Here is a 16,872-nt window from a genome sequence, read left to right on the forward strand (position 1 = left end):
CCGTCGAAGCGAGCGCTAGACTGCCGTCAGGAACTTCCTCCGAGCGTGCCCATGTCCCGATTGATCCGCCGCTGCCTGCTACCGCTGTTGCTGCTGGCCGCCCTTCCGGCGTCGGCGGAGGACACGGCGATGCTCGACGCCGTGCGCGCCTTCCTGACCGCCGAGGCCGCTCCGCTGGGCGACGAGGTCAGCGTGACGCTCTATCCGCCCGCCGCGCACTTCCCGACCTGCCATCAGCCGACCCCCTTCCTGAGGGACACGTCTCGCGCGCCGCTGGGGCGGCTGTCGGTGGGCGTACGCTGCTCGGGCGAAGACCGCCGGACGCGCTACCTGCAGGCCGAGGTCAGCGTGATCGGCCGCTATCCGGTCACGGCGCATGCCATCGAGGCCGGCACGCGGCTGACGCGCGACGATCTGGAGGAACGGCGGGGAGAGCTCGATCGGCTGCCCAGGCGGGCGCTGCGATCCGTCGAGGCGATCGTCGGCCAGGAGGCGCGCCGCTCGCTGGCGGCGGGTCGTGCGATCCAGTCCCACCAGGTGCGGGCACCACGGCTGGTCGAGCGCGGCGCGAGCGTGATCCTGGAGGCCGGCGGCCAGGGCTTTCGCGTCACCCGCCAGGCCGAGGCGCTCGGTGCCGGCGGTCGCGGGGAGCGTATCCGAGTGCGGCTGGACGACCGCCGCATCCTCGAGGGGCGCGTCATCGGTCGCAACCGGCTGGCCGTGGAGGGCTGACCCGGACTGGCCGTTACCCCCGGCCGGGCATTAAAGTGTCGGCTTCGAGTGCCGATAGCTCGAATAACGCACCGCTCACGAGGCCTTTCACCGTGAAAGTCGACAATCACCATCCCCTGCGCCCCGGACAGGTCGAGTCACGCGACACGACGCGCCAGACCCGGGAAACGCCCGCGGCGGGGCAGGACGCCCCGGAACCGGCCACCTCGACGCACCTGCGCCAGGGCGCCACCGACCCGAGCCGTGACATCGACGCCGCCCGGGTCAACGAGCTGCGCGAAGCCATTCGCGACGGCCAGCTGGAGATCAAGCCGGAGCGCATCGCCGACGGCCTGATCGCCAGCGTGCAGGATCTGCTGGCCGACGAGGGCGAGACTCAGTGAGCCTGCAGCGACTCCTCGACGGCCAGGCCGAACGCCTGGCACGCCTGGGGCGGCTGCTCGAGGAAGAGCAGGGCCTGCTGGTGGCCGGCGAGATCGACGGCCGGCGCCTCAATGCCCTGGCCGAGGAAAAGACCGCCGTCCAGCAGGACCTGGAGGAGACCGAGCAAACCCGCGCCCGGGTCCAGCGCCAACTGGGCTACGCCGAGGGCACCGAGGGCGCCCGCCAGGCCGCCGCCGACGCCGGCTGTCTCGACGGCTGGCAGGCCATGCTGAACCAGGCACGCCACATCGCCCGGCTCAACGAGCGCAACGGACGTCTGCTGGAACTGCGCATGCGCCACAACCAGCAGATGCTCGACACCATCCACCGCCTCGCCGACCCCGACACCTACTCCGCCGACGGCCGCACCGGCCTCCAGTCGCGCCGCCTCGACGCCCGGGCCTGAAACGAGCCGTTCGTCTCAGGCCGTCGTCGGGCGCGCCTCCCACCAACCCGCCAGGTCGGCCGGCGCCTGGGGCGTGCCCAGCAGGTTACCTTGCCCCAGCGATACCCCCAGCGCACGCGCGGCCTCCAGCTGGGCCAGTGTCTCGATGCCGATCAGCACGACCTCCACACCGAGTGCCTGAAAGCAGCGCAGCAAGGCCTCGAGCACGCCACCCCGCTCCAGCGAGTCGATCATCCTGGGATTCAGCTTGATCCGCGATATCGGCAGCGTCGACAGACGCGGTAAATCCAGCGGCGCGGCGCCGATATCGTTGGCCACCAGGCCGACGCCGAGACGTTCCAGACGCCGCAGCAGATGGGTCTGGCTGGCGGCATGCTCGATCAGCCCCTGCTGCCCCAGCTCGAGGGACAGCCAGCCACGCTCCAGCCCCTGCTGCCTGAGGAAGAGATCCAGCGGACGACGATCGAACACCGCCTGATCGAGCAGGTCGTCGTCGACGTTCACCGCGACGTCGAGCTCGGCCAGCGGCGAGCCCTCGGCCTGCCAGGCGGCATGCTGGGCGATCACCGTGGCGATCACCCAACGATCCAGACGCACCTGTTCGCCCAGTTCGTTCACCACCGGCAGGAAATCGGCAGGCAACAGCGGCCCCAGGGTCGGATGATGCCAGCGCAGCAGCGCCTCCAGCCCCAGGCAGCGACCGCTGTCCAGTGCGATCAGCGGCTGGTAGAGCAGTCGGAAATGCGCTTCCGGATTCAGCAGCGCGTCCTGCAGCCGCTGACGAAACGCCAGCTGCGCGTCCAGGTGGTGGCGCAGGGCTTCATCGAAGAAGGCGTGCCCCGAGGGCCCGGCACGTTCCAGCGCCGTCTCGGCACTGCTCAACAGCTGCGAGGGCAGCTCCCCGTCCTCGGGATAGATGGCGACCCCGGCGGAGAGGGTCAGCAGGGTCGGGTGCGTCTCCTGGCGGAAGGGCGGCTCCATGGCCTCGAGGCAGCGCATCACCGTGGCCTGGAGCCCGCCGGGCGTGAGCGGCGGCTCGATCAGCACGCCCCAGCAGCCGGGCCGCAGCTTGACGAGGCTGTCCTCGCGGCGCAGGGTGCGGGCGAGACGCTGCTCGACACGACCGGCCAGCGCCTCGAACGCCGCAGCGCCCAGCGTCTCGCGCAGCGCCGCATGGCCGTCGAGCCGCAGCATGATCAGCCCGACACACCCTTCGGTGCGATCGGCACGCTCCAGGGCATGCTCCAGGCGGTCCTCGAACAGCCAGACGTTCGGCAGGCGCACGGGCAGCCTCTGCCAGGCGCCGGGCTCCAGGGCGGCGGAGGATTCCCCGGGGTCGATGACGCTCAGCAGGCGCAGCCGATCGCCCTGCTCCCGCTCCACCGGGGTCGCGCTCACCAGCACCAGATGGCCATCGTCCTGGGGATCGGCGGCGAGGCGCGCCGGCTCCCAGCCCTCTTCCAGCGCAACCCATTCGTCATGACGGTCGTGCAGGAAACCGGAGTAGCGGATCAGGCCATCGACCGGACGCCCCATCAGCTCTTCTTCGTCGAGCTCGAGCAACGCCCGGAAACCGGCGTTGGCCCACCGGACCCGGCCCGCGTCATCCACCAGCACCAGCCCGAACGGCGCCTGCTCGACGACCAGACGCGACAGGGGAGCGGGCAGAGACTGCACCCGTGTCTGCTTGCCGTTGCCCTGTGTATTTTCCCCGCCACCGTCGCCCGCCATCGCGCCCGTCCCGTCAGTATCTATTTGCGTCACGCCATCGGATGTCGGCCGTGGCCGGGCGTTCTTGAGCATTTCATCGGCGCAGACCACCGTATCGCGGCACTCCTGGGCTCGCCCGAGAGCCCTCGACGCTTCCAGTCTCCAGTGTAACAACGGTTCGTGACCTGCTCGTCGCGAAAAGCACCGCGAAATGCCGACATCTTGGCGATATCTCAAGAAATGAGACGCCTTCTCGCTGCGTGTCGAGCGACCGGCGCCACCCGGCACGCCAGCGTCGCGCCCTCCCCCCGTGAGCGCACACCGCTTGCCTTCGACAGACCGCTTCCCCAGACTCGTTCCCCTTGCCATCACCGCGGTTCATGCCATGAGCGCCTCCTACAACCTCACCCTGGTCGCCCTCTCCTTCGGTGTCGCCGCCATCGCCTCGCTGACCGCCCTCGATCTGGCCGGCCGGGTCCGCGCCAGCACCGGCGCCCTCGGCCATGCCTGGCTGGCCGGTGGCGCCTTCGCCATGGGCACCGGCATCTGGGCGATGCATTTCATCGGCATGCTGGCCATGGAGATGGCCGCGACGGTGGACTACGACGTCCCCATGACCGTGCTCTCGCTGATGGCGGCGATTCTCTCCGCCGCACTCGCCCTGGGCGTCGTCCATACCGGCCGGCTGAGTCGCCGACGCCTGGGTCTCGGTGCCCTGGTCATGGGACTCGGCATCTGCCTGATGCACTACCTGGGCATGGAGGCCATGGAGATCCAGGGAGCGCTGCGCTATCGGCCGACCCTGTTCCTGCTCTCGCTGGCCATCGCCGTGTCGGCGGCGGGCCTGGCCCTGTGGCTCGCCTTCCACCTCAACCCGGCCGCCGACCGGCAGCCGCCGCTCTGGCAGAAGGGCCTGGCCGCGCTGGTCATGGCCGTGGGCATTTCCGGCATGCACTACACCGGCATGGCGGCGGCCCTTTATCCCGAGGGCGGCATGCCGACGGCCAGCGGCGGCCTGTCGCCCCACCAGCTCGCCGTCACCGTGGCCCTGGTGTCGACCTGCATCATGGTATCCGCGCTGCTGATCTCGCTGTTCGACGCTCACCTGTCATCGCGCAACGCCCGGCTCGCCGCCTCGCTGCGCGAGGCCAACCGGGAACTCAAGGGCATGGTCTATCGCGATGCGCTGACCCAGCTGCCCAACCGGCTGCTGTTCGAGGAACGCCTGGACGCCCTGCTCGCCGCCCCGCCTTCGATGTTCGCGGTGTTCTTCGTCGACCTCGACCGCTTCAAGCAGATCAACGACTCGCTGGGCCACCATGTCGGCGACGCGCTGATCCAGCAGGCGGCCAGCCGACTGCAGGCCGCGGTGCGCGACATCGACACCGTGGCCCGGGTCGGCGGCGACGAGTTCATGGTGCTGCTGGAGAGCGAAGTGACACCTGACGTGGCCGCCGCCCTGGCCCGACGCCTGGTCAGCACCCTGGACAAGCCCTTCCAGATCGAGCACAGCGTGGTGAAGGCCTCGACCAGCGTCGGCATCAGCCTCTATCCCGACCATGGCGGCGACAAGCACGCGCTGATGATCCACGCCGACGCGGCCATGTACGACGCCAAGCAGAGGGGCCGCAACACCTTCCAGTTCTTCGAGCCGGACATGACCTCGCACGCCGAGCGGCGCAGCCACCTGGAACGTCGGCTGCGCCGAGCGATCGAGGAAGGCGACCTGAGCCTGGCCTATCAGCCCAAGGTCGATGTCGACTCGGGCCGCATCACCGGCGTGGAGGCGCTGCTGCGCTGGCACGACGCGGAACTCGGCACGGTGACGCCCGACGAGATCATACCGCTGGCCGAGGATACCGGGCTGATCCAGCCGCTCGGCGAATGGGTGCTGCGCACCGCCTGTCGCTACGCCCGGAAATGGGCCGACGAGCACGGCCAGGCCCTCGACATGGCGGTCAATATCTCCGCCGTGCAGCTCAACGACCGCCACTTCGTCGACAGGGTCAAGCGCGTGCTGGCGGACACGGGCCTGCCCCCTTGCCACCTCGAACTCGAACTGACCGAGAGCACGCTGATCCGGGATCCCGACCACGCCCTGGAGGTCCTCAACGCGCTGCGCGAGCTGGGCGTGATGCTGTCCATCGACGACTTCGGCACCGGCTATTCGAACATGGCCCAGCTGCGTCGCTTCCCCATCGATCGCCTGAAGATCGACCGCACCTTCCTGGCCGAGGCGGTCACCAACCCACAGGACATGGCGATCGTGACCGCCGTGATCGCCCTGGCCCGCAGCCTCGACCTGCGAGTGGTCGCCGAGGGCATCGAGAGCGAGGAGCAGCTGGCGCTCATCCGCCGGCTGCAGAGCCACGAGTACCAGGGATTCCTGTGCAGCCAGGCCTTGCCGGGCGATGCGCTCGCGTCCTTCCTCGCCGACCGCCCGCAGTTCGACGAGCCTCGGCCGGCCACCTCGGCCTGAATCGCCGCTCTACCCCAGCGCCTTGACGATCAGCTGCACGCCGACGAGCGCCATGGCCAATACCACCAGCCGGTAGAAGAGCCGCTCGTCGACCCGATGCTGCAGCCACAGGCCGCTGCGAACCCCGGCCCAGGCCACCGGCACCAGCAGCAGCGAGGCGCCGATGCTGGTCAGGTTGATCTCGCCGAGCACCAGATAGGGCGGCAGCTTCATCAGGTTGACGGCGGCAAACGCCAGGGTGGTGGTGGCGATGAAGGTCATCTTGGGCAGATGGCGCGGCACCAGATAGAGGTTCATCGGCGGCGCCCCGGCATGGGCGATGAAGCTGGTGATGCCGGTGGCGATCGCCGCCGGCCAGGCCCAGAAGGCGCGGATCGGCCGCGACGCGGCGGGCCTGGCGACCATGTAGGCGACGAACAGCAGCGAGATCACGCCGAGCAGCAGGCGCACGTGATCCTCGTCCAGTCGCCCCGCCACCAGGGTCGCCGCCGCCACGCCGATGGCGAGCCCCGGCAGCAGCCGCCTGACCTCGGCCATGTCCCGGTGTCGCCACCAAGCCTTCACCGCCAGCGCATCCATCACCAGCAGCAGCGGCAGCAGCAATCCCGCCGCCTCGATGGGGCCGATGGCCAGCGCCATCAGCGGCACCGAGAGGGTGCCGAAGCCGCCGGCGAACCCGCCCTTGGACACGCCGGTGAGATAAGTGGAAAGCACGATCAGCGTCCAGGCGAGCCAGGAGTAGTCGGGAAGGGTCATGTGCGCATCCTTGTGCCCCGCCGTTTGCGGGTTACCGTTGCAGTGAGCCTGCCGGAGAGCATACCGGGGCAAACAGGCATCTTTCACCTCGCGCGGCAGGCAAAGGGGGATGTGGATAACGAGGCGCTGTGGAAAACTGTGAGGAGTAGGGTGACGCAAACGAGAAAGGGCCCACGGATGACCGTGGGCCCTTCTGAGATCTTGTGGCGCGCCCTAAAGGATTCGAACCTTTGACCTTCGCCTCCGGAGGGCGACGCTCTATCCAGCTGAGCTAAGGGCGCGCGAAGCCCGATGGCTATCGCTATCAGGCGAGCGACATCCTACCGTGCCGCCCAGGCACTGTCCAGCCGCGATGCCCGAGTGCGGCCGGCCCTGTTCGCCGTACAGTTGACCGGCGACATTTTCCGGGCGGGGGACTGTCGCTATACTGCGCCCATCACGCCGCCGTCCGTGATCCGCCAACAAGACCGTCAATGAAGAGGTGGTGAGAGTGAATGCCAGCAAGCTGATACCGATGGGCCTGCTTTTCCTCGGCCTCATGGCCGCCTCCACGGCCCACGCCCAGCAGGAGGCGGATCACGAGGCCATCGCCGAGCGCCTGGCCCCGGTCGGACAACTGTGCCTGGAAGGCGAGGACTGCGGCACCGCCATGGCCTCGGCCGACGCCGGAGGCGCGAGCACCGCCGGCGACGCGATCGACGGCGAGGGCATCTACGGCAACATCTGCATGGCCTGCCACGAGACCGGCGCCGCCGGCTCGCCGGTACGCGGCGACGAGGCCGCCTGGGCCGAGCGCACCGAAAAGGGCTTCGCGACCCTGCTCGATCATGCCATCAACGGCTTCAACGCCATGCCGGCCCGCGGCGGCAACCCCAACCTCTCCGACGCGGAGGTCCGCGCCGCGGTCGCTCATCTGGTCGAGCCGGTGATGGACGTGCCGGCCACGGACGAATCCGCCGCCGATGCCGGCGACACCGCGGTCGCCGAGGGAGAGAGCACCCCCACGGAAGAGACCACCGGCGACGACACCGCCGCGGCCGAGGGCGGCCCGGACGGCGAGGCGCTCTATGCCAGCGCGCCTTGTGCGGCCTGCCATGCCGCCGGCGTGGCCGGCGCCCCGGTACTCGGCGACGCCGAGGCCTGGGGGCCGCGCATCGACAAGGGCATCGAGACCCTCTATGCCAACGCCATCAACGGCATCGGCACCATGCCGCCCAAGGGCGGGGCCGGCCTGCCCGACGCGGAGATCAAGGCCATCGTCGACTACATGGTCAGCGAGGCACAGTAACGCTCGCACCAGTCCGGCGCCGCCGGAAACGCTGTCAACACAAAGCGGGGCGCCCAGTGGCGCCCCGCTTTGTGTTGCGCTGGTCTCGAACGAGGTCAGTTCAGCAGCGAGCGCAGCCCGGCGATGGCGTCCTTGCCGCGGGCCTGCTTCTTCTCCGGATCCTCGCGGTCGGCCCGGCCTTCCCACTCCAGGGCATCTTCCGGCAGCTCGTCGAGGAAGCGGCTCGGCGTGCAGTCCATCAGCTCGCCGTAGGCCTTGCGCTGGCGCGCCAGGGTCATGGTCAGGGTGCGCCGCGCCCGGGTGATGCCCACGTAGGCCAGTCGTCGCTCCTCCTCGACGGTGCCGACCTCGATGGCGTTGCGGTGCGGCAGCAGCTCCTCCTCCAGCCCCATCAGGTAGACGTGGGGAAACTCGAGGCCCTTGGAGGCGTGCATGGTCAAGAGCTGCACGCGGTCGGAGTCGTCCTCCTCGGCCTGCTGTTCGAGGATGTCGCGCAGCACCAGCCGCGAGATCGCCGCCTCCACGCCGTCGGTCTCGGTGGCCGTGCTGGCGGTATCCTCGTCGGGATCGCGATCCATGGACTTCTCGAGCTGGTCGATCAGTGTCCAGACATTGGCCATGCGCCGCTCGGCGATGGTCGGCGCGCTGGCGTTCTGGTAGAGCCAGGCCTCGTAGTCCATCTCGCGCAGCATGTCGCGGATGGCGTCGATGGCATCGCCGCCGTCCATGCGCCGGCGTACGCCCTCGATAAAGTGCGTGAAGCGACCCAGACGCTCCACCGCACGGGTCGGCAGCAGCTCGGCCAGCCCCAGCTCCTGGCAGGCGGCGAACAGCGAACCGCCGCGCTCGGTGGCGTAGTTGGCGAGCTTCTCCAGGGTGCTCGGGCCTATCTCGCGGCGCGGCACGTTGACGATGCGCAGGAAGGCGTTGTCGTCGGCCGGATTGATCAGCAGCCGCAGGTAGGCCATCGCGTCCTTGATCTCGTTGCGAGAGAAGAAGGAGGTGCCGCCGGAGAGCTTGTAGGGAATCTGGTAGTGCTGCAGCTTGAGCTCCAGCAGCCGGGCCTGGAAGTTGCCGCGGTAGAGCACCGCGAAGTCGCGCCACTCGGCGCGCTCCTTGATGCGCCGGGTGAGGATCTCGCTGGCCACCCGCTCGGCCTCGGCCTCCTCGTGGCGATTGACCACCACCCGGATCGCCGCGCCCTGCCCCATGTCCGACCACAGGGTCTTCTCGTAGACGTGGGGGTTGTTGGCGATCAGGGTGTTCGCCGCGCGCAGTATGGTGCCGGTGGAGCGGTAGTTCTGCTCGAGCTTGATCACGTTCAGGCGCGGGAAGTCCTCGCCCAGGGTCACCAGGTTCTCGGGCCGCGCGCCGCGCCAGGCGTAGATCGACTGGTCGTCGTCGCCCACCACGGTGAAGGTCTGGCGCTCGGCCATCAGCAGCTGCACCAGCTGGTACTGGCTGACGTTGGTGTCCTGGTACTCGTCCACCAGCATGTAGTGAATGCGTTTGCGCCACCGGGAGAGTGCCTCCGGATCGTCACGCAGCAGCGTCACCGGCAGCAGGATCAGGTCGTCGAAATCCACCGCGTTGTAGGCCTTGAGGTGGCGCACATAGGCCTCGTAGACCCGAGCGGCGAACAGCTCGTCCTCGCTATCGGCATGGGACAGCGCCTGGCCGGGCAGCACCAGGTCGTTCTTCCAGTTGGAGATGGCCGCCTGGACCTGGTTGATCTGGTCCGCGTCGACCTGGGCATCCTTGTTCATCAGGTCACGCAGCAGCGCCTTGGCGTCCTCGGGGTCGAACAGCGAGAAGCCCGGCTTGTAGCCCAGCGCCTTGAGCTCGCCACGGATGATGTTGAGGCCCAGGGTGTGGAAGGTGGACACCGTCAGGCCGTGGCCCTGGCGACCCTGGAGCATGCTGCCCACCCGCTCCTTCATCTCGCGAGCGGCCTTGTTGGTGAAGGTCACCGCGGCGATGCGCCGGGCGCTCATTCCGCACTCCTGCACCAGGTAGGCGATCTTGGTGGTGATCACGCTGGTCTTGCCCGAGCCGGCGCCGGCCAGCACCAGGCAAGGCCCGTCGATGGCGCGCACCGCCTCCTGCTGGCGCGGGTTGAGCTTGGCGATGCGGCTGGCGATGCTCTGGGTCATGGCTCGTTCCTCGGTGCGGCGATCGACTCGCTGTCGGGAAGACCGGCCCCCACGAACTCGAGCTGGCGCCAGGCCTCGAAGACCAGCACCGCGGCGGCATTGGACAGGTTAAGGCTGCGGCTCTCGGCCAGCATGGGGATGCGCAGGCGCTGGGTCTCGGGCAGGGCATCGAGCATTGCCTGGGGCAGGCCGCGGGTCTCGGGCCCGAACACCAGGGCGTCGCCCTCACGGTAGGCGGGCTCGTGATAGCCGGTACGGCCGCGGGTCGAGACCGCGAACACCCGCCTCGGCGCCACCTCGGCGAGGAAGGCCGCCCAGTCGGCATGCACCCTGACGCGGGCCCACTCGTGGTAGTCGAGGCCGGCACGGCGCAGGCGCTTGTCATCCAGGGCGAAGCCCAGCGGTTCGATCAGGTGGAGTCGGAAGCCGGTGTTGGCACACAGGCGGATCAGGTTGCCGGTATTGGGCGGTATCTCGGGCTGATAGAGCACCACGTCGAGCATCGATCACTCCGGAAGAAGGCTGGGCCGATGAAGGACAGGGCCGACAACGGCCTCGGGCCCCGAAACGGGGCCCGAGGCACGACCGAACGCGACATCGCCCCTAGAAGACCAGCCGCACGCCGGCATGGGCGCCACTGTCCAGGGTCCGGGTACCGCCGGGCCGGTCGAGGTCGGCGCGCAGGCGACGATAGCCGACATAGGCATCCACGTTGCGCGTGACGCCATAGCGTGCCCGCAGGCCATACTCCAGGCCTCGTTCGAGGTCGCCGGCGCTCACCACGCCCGGGGTATAGAAGCCATAGCCGCCCAGCGAAAGCGCCGGCACCTGCGGCACATAGGCATAGCCGTAGCCCCCCAGGCCCAGGCCACCTCCGTCGCCGGCATCGGTATCCAGCTGGGTCCAGCGGGCGCCGACGCCGATGTCATAGCGACGAGTGCGCTCGACCCCCAGCACCTCGGCATGCACGGCCTGGGTATCCACGCGATCCTCGCTGTCGAGGAGACCGCCACCCACGGCAATGCCCGGAGCGACCTCGCCGCTGGCGGCGAACTGCACGGCCTCGTCGCTCAGGTTCAGATCCAGGCTGCCCGCCTGGCAGTTCAGGGTCGCCAGGGCCAGACCGAGGCCGCCCAGCCACGCCATCATCGCTTTCATGATCACATCTCGTCTCGTCAGGAGCGGTTCTGCACGCCGTAGCGATCGCGGTAGGCGCGGATTGCCTCGGCGTGGCCGCGCAGTTCGTCGCCGGCGTGGACCTCGAGGTACTCGAGCACCATGTCCAGGGTGACGATGCTCACCACCGGCATGCCGTAGGCGGCCTCGACCTGCTGGATGGCGCTGCGCGGATCGCGGTCATCGCCGCCGCGCTCCTGGCGGTCCAGGGCCACCACCACGCCGGCGGCTTCGGCGCCGGCGGCCTCGATCAGCCCCATCACCTCGCGGATCGCGGTGCCGGCGGTGATGACGTCGTCGATGATCAGGATGCGGCCGGCAAGCGCCGCACCGACGATGTTGCCGCCTTCACCGTGGGCCTTGGCCTCCTTGCGATTGAACGCATAGGGCAGGTCGCGGTCATGATGATCCGCCAGCGCCACCGCGGTGGTCGCGGCCAGGGGAATGCCCTTGTAGGCCGGACCGAACAGCACGTCGGTCTCGAGGCCGCTGTCGGCGATGGCCTGGGCGTAGAAGCGGCCCAGCTGCGCCAGGGCGCGACCGCTCTTGAACAGGCCGGCATTGAAGAAGTAGGGGCTGGTGCGCCCGGACTTGAGGGTGAACTCGCCGAAGCGCAGCACGCCCTGCTCGATGGCGAACTCGATGAAGGCCTGCTGATACGGTTGCAGGGTCGATGCGGCCACGGAGCCTCCTATCACGTCTATTGGCGGACGCCATTTACCCAAACGTCGAAACGTCGGGTATCATACACGCGCGACGCAAAAGGGACCATGTATGAAAATCGCCACCATCAATGTGAACGGCATCCGAGAGGCGGTGGGTCGGGGCTTTCTCGACTGGCTGGCCAACCAGGATGCCGATGTCGTCTGCGTGCAGAATCTCAAGGCCAAGAGCTTCGAGCTCGACGACAGCATCCTCTATCCGGAGGGCTACGAGGGCTACTTCCTCGACGCCGAACAGGACGGCTTCTCGGGCGTCGGCCTGTACTGCCGCAAGATCCCCAAGGCGATCATGTATGGCCTCGGCTTCCCCCAGTGCGACCATGAGGCGCGCTTCCTGCAGGCCGACTACGACCGTTTCAGCATCGCCAGCTTCCTGATGCCCGACGGCAGCGATCCGGCCGCCAAGCAGGCCTTCATGGCCCAGTACCAGGAATACCTGTCGAAGATGGCGCGCAAGCGCCGCGAATACATCATCGCCGGCACCTGGCACATCGCCCACAAGACCATCGACCTGGAGAACTGGGCCGACAACCAGACGACCCCCGGCTTCAAGCCCGAGGAGCGCGCCTGGATGGATCAGGTGCTCGGCCCGACCGGCTTCATCGACACCTTCCGCGAGATCAACCGCGACGCCGGCGAGTACACCTGGTGGCCGGCGCTGGACCAGGACCAGCCCCGCGAACGCCAGGAAGGCTGGCGCGTCGACTACCAGCTGGTCGGCCCCAACTTCCGCCGCCACGTGGTGGACGCCTGGATCGACTACGACGCGACCTTCTCCGAGTACGCGCCGCTGATCGTCGAGTACGACCTGCCGCTGTAACGCGCCTCCCTTCGTCGCCGTCATGCCCAGGCATGACGCAGCACGCCGGCCCGAGGGCCGGCGTGCTGCGTTTGTGGGCGACGCGTCTGACGAAAACCGTCAGCCGCGGATGCCCAGCGCCTCGCGCTGATGCGCGAACAGCGAGGCGCCGGCCTGCTCGGCCAGGTCGAGCATGGCGTTGAGCTCGGCGCGACTGTAGGTGCCGGACTCGGCGGTGCCCTGCACCTCGATCAGCCCGCCGCCCTCGGCCATCACCACGTTCATGTCGGTGCCGGCGCGGGAGTCCTCGGGATAGTCCAGGTCGACCACCGGCACGCCGTTGTAGATGCCCACCGAGACCGAGCTGATCAGCTGATGGAAGGGATCGCCCTTGATCAGCTTCTCGCGCTGCAGGTAGCGCACGGCGTCGATCAGCGCCACGCAGCCGCCGGTGATCGAGGCCGTGCGGGTACCACCGTCGGCCTGGATGACGTCGCAGTCCACGGTGATGGTGTACTCGCCCAGCTTTTTCAGGTTCACCGCCGCGCGCAGCGAGCGGCCGATCAGCCGCTGGATCTCCAGCGTGCGGCCGCCCTGCTTGCCGCGGGTCGCCTCGCGACCGCCGCGGGTGTGGGTGGCGCGAGGCAGCATGCCGTACTCGGCGGTCACCCAGCCCTGCTTCTTGCCGCGCAGCCAGCGCGGCACGCCGGCCTCGACGCTGGCGTTGCACAGCACCTTGGTATCACCGAACTCGACCAGCACCGAGCCCTCGGCGTGACGGGTGTAGTCGCGGGTCAGGCGGATCTCGCGGGGCTCGTCGGGGGCGCGTCCGCTGGGACGCCGGAAGTCCTCGGCCATGGCAGCTCTCTCGCAGTCGAAAATGGATGGCCCGCCATTCTACACGGCTTGCCGGAGGAATCGGTTACACTGACTCGCCCCGACCTCGACCGACCCACAAGGAGCCCCGCCATGGTGTACAGCATGACCGCCTTCTCGCGGCAGGATCGCGATGCCGACTGGGGACGGCTGCAACTGGAGCTGCGGTCGGTCAACCAGCGCTATCTGGACCCGCACTTCCGCCTGCCCGAGGCCCTGCGCGACCTGGAGCCCGGCTTCCGCGACGCGCTGCGAAACCGCCTGGCCCGCGGCAAGGTCGAGTGCACGCTGCGCTTCGAGCCCGCCGAGCGCCGCGCCGAGGCCAGCGTCGATCACGCCAAGCTTCGTGCCCTGGGCGCGGCGCTGAGCGAAGTACGCGAGGCCGTGCCCGAGGCATCGATGCCCGACGCCCTGGCGCTGCTCGACCACCCCGGCGTGCTCGAGACGCCCGGGCTCGACCTCGAGGCGATCAAGGCCGAGGCCAACGCCCTGTTCGAGGCGGCCCTGAACGACCTGATCGCCGGCCGCGCCCGGGAAGGCGAACAGCTCGCCGAGCTGATCCGCGAGCGGCTGATCGGCATCCGCGCGCAGATCGCCGAGGTCCGCGGCCTGCTGCCGACGATCCTCGAGCGTCAGCGCACCCAGCTGCTCGAGCGGCTGGCCGAGATGCGCACCGAGCTCGAGCCCCAGCGCCTGGAGGCCGAACTGGTGCTGCTGGCCCAGAAGGCCGACGTGGCCGAGGAGCTCGACCGGCTGGAGACCCACGTCGGCGAGGTCGAACGTCAGCTCGCCCAGAAGGGCCCGATCGGCCGCCGCCTGGACTTCCTGATGCAGGAGCTCAACCGCGAGGCCAACACCCTGTCGTCGAAATCGGTGGTCGCCGAGACCACCCGCTGTGCCGTGGAGCTCAAGGTGCTGATCGAGCAGATGCGCGAGCAGATCCAGAACATCGAATGATGCCGCGGCCGCTAACAGGCACCCCTTCGCTTCCTAACGACAGCTGCGTTATACTTTTGTAGTAATTTTACGCGACCCTGACACCGTCAGGGTCTTTTTTATTTCCCCGAGGTTTCCCATGTCGACACCCTCTGCCGGCGCCACCGCGCGCCATCCCCGCCTGGCCGAGCTGGCGCTGGCCCTCGGCGGCTTCGGCATCGGCACCAGCGAGTTCGTGATCATGGGCCTGCTGGAGCGGGTCGCCGGCGCCCTCCAGGTCGCCTCCGCCGACGTCGGCTACGCCATCTCCAGCTACGCCCTGGGCGTGGTGGTCGGCGCACCGCTGATCTCGGCCCTGGCCGCCCGGGTGCCGCGCCGCACCCTGCTGATCGTGCTGATGCTGGTGTTTGCCGTCGGCAACGTCGCCAGCGCCCTGGCCACCTCGTTCTGGCCGTTCGTCGGGCTGCGCTTCCTGGCCGGCCTGCCCCACGGCGCCTACTTCGGCGTCGCCGCCCTGGTGGCGGCCAATGCGGTGCCCATCGAGCAGCGCGCCCGGGCGGTGAGCCGGGTGATGCTGGGTCTGACCATCGCCATCCTGGTCGGCGCGCCATTGGCCACCTGGGCCGGCCAGTGGCTGGGCTGGCAGAGCGCCTTCCTCGGCGTCGGCGCCATCGCCCTGACCACCGCGGTGCTGATCCGCCTGTGGGTGCCGACCCAGGCGGCCGATCCCCATGCCAGCCCCAAGCGCGAGCTTTCGGCGCTGGTCAAGCAGCGGGTGCTGTTCACCCTGGGCGTGGCCAGCATCGGCTTCGGCGGCATGTTCGCGGTGTTCAGCTACGTGGTGCCGACCCTCTCGGCCCAGGCCGGCATGCGCGAAGCCATCGGCCCCTGGGTGCTGACGATCTTCGGCATCGGCACCATCGTCGGCAACCTGGTCGGCGCGCGGCTGGCCGACAAGAACCTGCTCAAGGCGATCCCCCGCATCCTGATCTGGTGCCTGGTGGTGCAGGCCGGTTTCTTCTTCGCCGCCAACCACCTGATCGCCGGGCTGCTGTTCGTCGGCCTGGTGGGCACCAGCATGGCCCTGGGCCCGGCGCTGCAGACCCGGCTGATGGACGTCGCCGGCGACGCCCAGACCATGGCCGCCTCGATGAACCACGCCGCCTTCAACTGCGCCAACGCTCTGGGCGCCTGGCTGGCGGCGGTGGTGATCAAGGGCGGAGCCCCCTGGTCGGCCAGCGGCCTGGTCGGCGCCGTGCTGGCGCTCGGCGGGCTGGCGATGTTCTTCACCGGGCGCTACCTGGAGCGCCGCGAGGCGAATGCCGCCGTGGCCTGAGGCTGGGGCGAGGGCGACAAGTATGCGATACTTCGCGCCCTCCTCCGCAGCCGTCGATATCGCAGGACCCGCCATGCCCCAAGGTACGCTCTTCATCGTTTCCGCCCCCTCCGGCGCCGGCAAGACCAGCCTGGTGCGCGAACTGATCGAACGCCTCGACGGCATCCAGGTCTCGGTGTCCCACACCACCCGGCCCCGCCGCGAGGGCGAGGTGGACGGCGTGAACTATCACTTCGTCGAGCGGGCCGAGTTCGAGCGCATGATCGACGAAGGCGACTTCTTCGAGCATGCCCGGGTATTCGACAACTACTACGGCACCTCGCGGCGCGCCGTGGAGGAACTGCTGGCCGCCGGCCAGGACGTGATCCTGGAGATCGACTGGCAGGGCGCCCGCCAGGTCCGCGAGCAGCTGCCCGACGCGGTCTCGATCTTCATCCTGCCGCCGTCCCGGGAGGAGCTGGAACGCCGCCTGTCCGGCCGCGGCACCGACGAGCACGCCGTGATCGCCTCCCGCATGCGCGAGGCGGTCAGCGAGATGTCGCACTACGACGAGTACGACTACGTGGTGATCAACGACGACTTCACCACCGCCGAGCAGGAGCTGCAGTCGCTGGTCATCGCCCGGCGCCTGACCACCGAACGTACCCGCGAGCGCCACGCCCCGCTGCTGGCCTCGTTGCTCGCCTGAGCCCGGCCGCGGCGCTTGTCAGGCGCGCCGGGCGTCGAGTAATCTAACCCCTCTATTCATCGGTGAATCCCCGGGGCGCAGCGGCGCCGGCCGGGGCTTCGCCCGTCAGCATTCAGGAAGGCATCCATGGCGCGTGTTACCGTCGAAGACTGTCTGGAAAACGTCGAAAATCGCTTCAAGCTGGTGATGATCTCCACCCAGCGCGCTCGCCAGCTGGCCCGCGGCTCCCGCGATGCCCTGCTGCCCTGGGAAAACGACAAGCCCACGGTGATGGCGCTGCGCGAGATCGCCGATGGCCTGGTCGATTCCAGCGTGCTGGACGAACCGGTCGAGGCCACCCCCGTGCGTCCGCGCCCCGAAGGCGAGTCGGGCATCCCCGCCGAGGAGTGATG

At 69.0% G+C, this 16,872-nt stretch carries 17 protein-coding genes and 1 tRNA gene; 10 read left to right on the plus strand and 8 right to left on the minus strand.

Annotation, left to right across the window (positions count from 1 at the left end; all coding sequences use genetic code 11):
- Positions 1–51 precede the first annotated feature (51 nt).
- From flgA to UN84_RS16155, 3 genes are all read left to right on the plus strand, one after another.
- Positions 52–732, plus strand: coding sequence for a flagellar basal body P-ring formation chaperone FlgA (gene flgA, locus UN84_RS16145; protein WP_046078837.1), 681 nt, complete (start codon positions 52–54; stop codon positions 730–732).
- A gap of 92 nt (positions 733–824) precedes the next feature.
- A complete protein-coding gene (gene flgM / locus UN84_RS16150) occupies positions 825–1,115 on the plus strand; it encodes a flagellar biosynthesis anti-sigma factor FlgM (RefSeq protein WP_052719322.1) in 291 nt (96 codons plus the stop codon).
- Positions 1,112–1,561 carry a flagella synthesis protein FlgN gene (locus UN84_RS16155; protein WP_046078838.1) on the plus strand — a complete coding sequence of 150 codons (450 nt, stop codon included), beginning with the start codon at positions 1,112–1,114 and terminating at the stop codon, positions 1,559–1,561. Before flgM ends, UN84_RS16155 begins: the two co-directional genes overlap by 4 nt.
- Positions 1,562–1,576: 15 nt before the next feature.
- Here the strand turns inward: UN84_RS16155 and UN84_RS16160 are convergent, their stop codons facing one another.
- A complete protein-coding gene (locus UN84_RS16160) occupies positions 1,577–3,292 on the minus strand; it encodes an EAL domain-containing protein (RefSeq protein WP_046078839.1) in 1,716 nt (571 codons plus the stop codon).
- Positions 3,293–3,656: 364 nt separating this feature from the next.
- On the opposite strand from UN84_RS16160, the gene UN84_RS16165 reads away from it, so the two are divergent.
- Positions 3,657–5,750: a putative bifunctional diguanylate cyclase/phosphodiesterase gene (locus tag UN84_RS16165; RefSeq protein WP_046078840.1), complete on the plus strand. Its 2,094-nt coding sequence runs from the start codon at positions 3,657–3,659 to the stop codon at positions 5,748–5,750.
- Between the two features lie 9 nt (positions 5,751–5,759).
- On the opposite strand, the gene UN84_RS16170 is transcribed toward UN84_RS16165, so the two are convergent.
- On the minus strand, positions 5,760–6,506 hold the full coding sequence (locus UN84_RS16170; RefSeq protein ID WP_046078841.1) for a sulfite exporter TauE/SafE family protein: 747 nt from the start codon (positions 6,504–6,506) through the stop codon (positions 5,760–5,762).
- A gap of 204 nt (positions 6,507–6,710) precedes the next feature.
- Positions 6,711–6,787: transfer RNA gene (locus UN84_RS16175), tRNA-Arg, on the minus strand.
- A 209-nt stretch (positions 6,788–6,996) separates the two neighbouring features.
- On the opposite strand from UN84_RS16175, the gene UN84_RS16180 reads away from it, so the two are divergent.
- Positions 6,997–7,794 (plus strand): c-type cytochrome, encoded by a 798-nt coding sequence (locus tag UN84_RS16180; protein WP_082090857.1) that lies wholly within the window; start codon positions 6,997–6,999, stop codon positions 7,792–7,794.
- A 95-nt stretch (positions 7,795–7,889) separates the two neighbouring features.
- Here UN84_RS16180 and rep read toward each other — a convergent pair whose 3' ends face one another.
- From rep to pyrE, 4 genes are all read right to left on the minus strand, one after another.
- On the minus strand, positions 7,890–9,947 hold the full coding sequence (gene rep, locus UN84_RS16185; RefSeq protein WP_046078842.1) for a DNA helicase Rep: 2,058 nt from the start codon (positions 9,945–9,947) through the stop codon (positions 7,890–7,892).
- A complete protein-coding gene (gene trmL / locus UN84_RS16190; RefSeq protein WP_046078843.1) occupies positions 9,944–10,450 on the minus strand; it encodes a tRNA (uridine(34)/cytosine(34)/5-carboxymethylaminomethyluridine(34)-2'-O)-methyltransferase TrmL in 507 nt (168 codons plus the stop codon). The genes rep and trmL overlap by 4 nt, the downstream gene beginning before the upstream one ends.
- A 100-nt stretch (positions 10,451–10,550) precedes the next feature.
- Positions 10,551–11,105, minus strand: a complete 555-nt coding sequence (locus UN84_RS16195) for a YfaZ family outer membrane protein (RefSeq protein ID WP_035594340.1) — start codon at positions 11,103–11,105, stop codon at positions 10,551–10,553.
- A gap of 17 nt (positions 11,106–11,122) precedes the next feature.
- Positions 11,123–11,806: an orotate phosphoribosyltransferase gene (gene pyrE / locus UN84_RS16200; protein ID WP_046078844.1), complete on the minus strand. Its 684-nt coding sequence runs from the start codon at positions 11,804–11,806 to the stop codon at positions 11,123–11,125.
- Positions 11,807–11,897: 91 nt separating this feature from the next.
- On the opposite strand from pyrE, the gene UN84_RS16205 reads away from it, so the two are divergent.
- Positions 11,898–12,665, plus strand: a complete 768-nt coding sequence (locus tag UN84_RS16205) for an exodeoxyribonuclease III (protein WP_035594346.1) — start codon at positions 11,898–11,900, stop codon at positions 12,663–12,665.
- A 99-nt stretch (positions 12,666–12,764) separates the two neighbouring features.
- On the opposite strand, the gene rph is transcribed toward UN84_RS16205, so the two are convergent.
- Positions 12,765–13,502 carry a ribonuclease PH gene (gene rph / locus UN84_RS16210; protein WP_035594347.1) on the minus strand — a complete coding sequence of 246 codons (738 nt, stop codon included), beginning with the start codon at positions 13,500–13,502 and terminating at the stop codon, positions 12,765–12,767.
- 111 nt (positions 13,503–13,613) lie between these two features.
- Between rph and UN84_RS16215 the strand changes: the two genes are divergently transcribed.
- From UN84_RS16215 to rpoZ, 4 genes are all read left to right on the plus strand, one after another.
- On the plus strand, positions 13,614–14,477 hold the full coding sequence (locus tag UN84_RS16215) for a YicC/YloC family endoribonuclease (protein WP_046078845.1): 864 nt from the start codon (positions 13,614–13,616) through the stop codon (positions 14,475–14,477).
- Positions 14,478–14,595: 118 nt separating this feature from the next.
- On the plus strand, positions 14,596–15,792 hold the full coding sequence (locus tag UN84_RS16220; RefSeq protein WP_046078846.1) for an MFS transporter: 1,197 nt from the start codon (positions 14,596–14,598) through the stop codon (positions 15,790–15,792).
- Positions 15,793–15,865: 73 nt separating this feature from the next.
- On the plus strand, positions 15,866–16,480 hold the full coding sequence (gmk, locus tag UN84_RS16225; RefSeq protein WP_035594417.1) for a guanylate kinase: 615 nt from the start codon (positions 15,866–15,868) through the stop codon (positions 16,478–16,480).
- 126 nt (positions 16,481–16,606) lie between these two features.
- Positions 16,607–16,870 carry a DNA-directed RNA polymerase subunit omega gene (gene rpoZ / locus UN84_RS16230; RefSeq protein ID WP_046078847.1) on the plus strand — a complete coding sequence of 88 codons (264 nt, stop codon included), beginning with the start codon at positions 16,607–16,609 and terminating at the stop codon, positions 16,868–16,870.
- The last annotated feature ends 2 nt before the right edge of the window (positions 16,871–16,872 follow it).

This window comes from Halomonas sp. HG01, assembly GCF_000968715.2.
In the GTDB taxonomy this organism is placed as follows: Bacteria; Pseudomonadota; Gammaproteobacteria; order Pseudomonadales; family Halomonadaceae; genus Halomonas; species Halomonas halophila.

Coding starts and splice junctions, on each gene's coding strand:
- flgA (WP_046078837.1), top strand. CDS start 52: ATGTCCCGATTGATCCGCCGCTGCCTGCTACCGCTGTTGCTGCTGGCC.
- UN84_RS16160 (WP_046078839.1), bottom strand. CDS start 3,292: ATGGCGGGCGACGGTGGCGGGGAAAATACACAGGGCAACGGCAAGCAG.
- UN84_RS16165 (WP_046078840.1), top strand. CDS start 3,657: ATGAGCGCCTCCTACAACCTCACCCTGGTCGCCCTCTCCTTCGGTGTC.
- UN84_RS16170 (WP_046078841.1), bottom strand. CDS start 6,506: ATGACCCTTCCCGACTACTCCTGGCTCGCCTGGACGCTGATCGTGCTT.
- rep (WP_046078842.1), bottom strand. CDS start 9,947: ATGACCCAGAGCATCGCCAGCCGCATCGCCAAGCTCAACCCGCGCCAG.
- trmL (WP_046078843.1), bottom strand. CDS start 10,450: ATGCTCGACGTGGTGCTCTATCAGCCCGAGATACCGCCCAATACCGGC.
- UN84_RS16195 (WP_035594340.1), bottom strand. CDS start 11,105: ATGAAAGCGATGATGGCGTGGCTGGGCGGCCTCGGTCTGGCCCTGGCG.
- UN84_RS16205 (WP_035594346.1), top strand. CDS start 11,898: ATGAAAATCGCCACCATCAATGTGAACGGCATCCGAGAGGCGGTGGGT.
- rph (WP_035594347.1), bottom strand. CDS start 13,502: ATGGCCGAGGACTTCCGGCGTCCCAGCGGACGCGCCCCCGACGAGCCC.
- UN84_RS16215 (WP_046078845.1), top strand. CDS start 13,614: ATGGTGTACAGCATGACCGCCTTCTCGCGGCAGGATCGCGATGCCGAC.
- UN84_RS16220 (WP_046078846.1), top strand. CDS start 14,596: ATGTCGACACCCTCTGCCGGCGCCACCGCGCGCCATCCCCGCCTGGCC.
- gmk (WP_035594417.1), top strand. CDS start 15,866: ATGCCCCAAGGTACGCTCTTCATCGTTTCCGCCCCCTCCGGCGCCGGC.
- rpoZ (WP_046078847.1), top strand. CDS start 16,607: ATGGCGCGTGTTACCGTCGAAGACTGTCTGGAAAACGTCGAAAATCGC.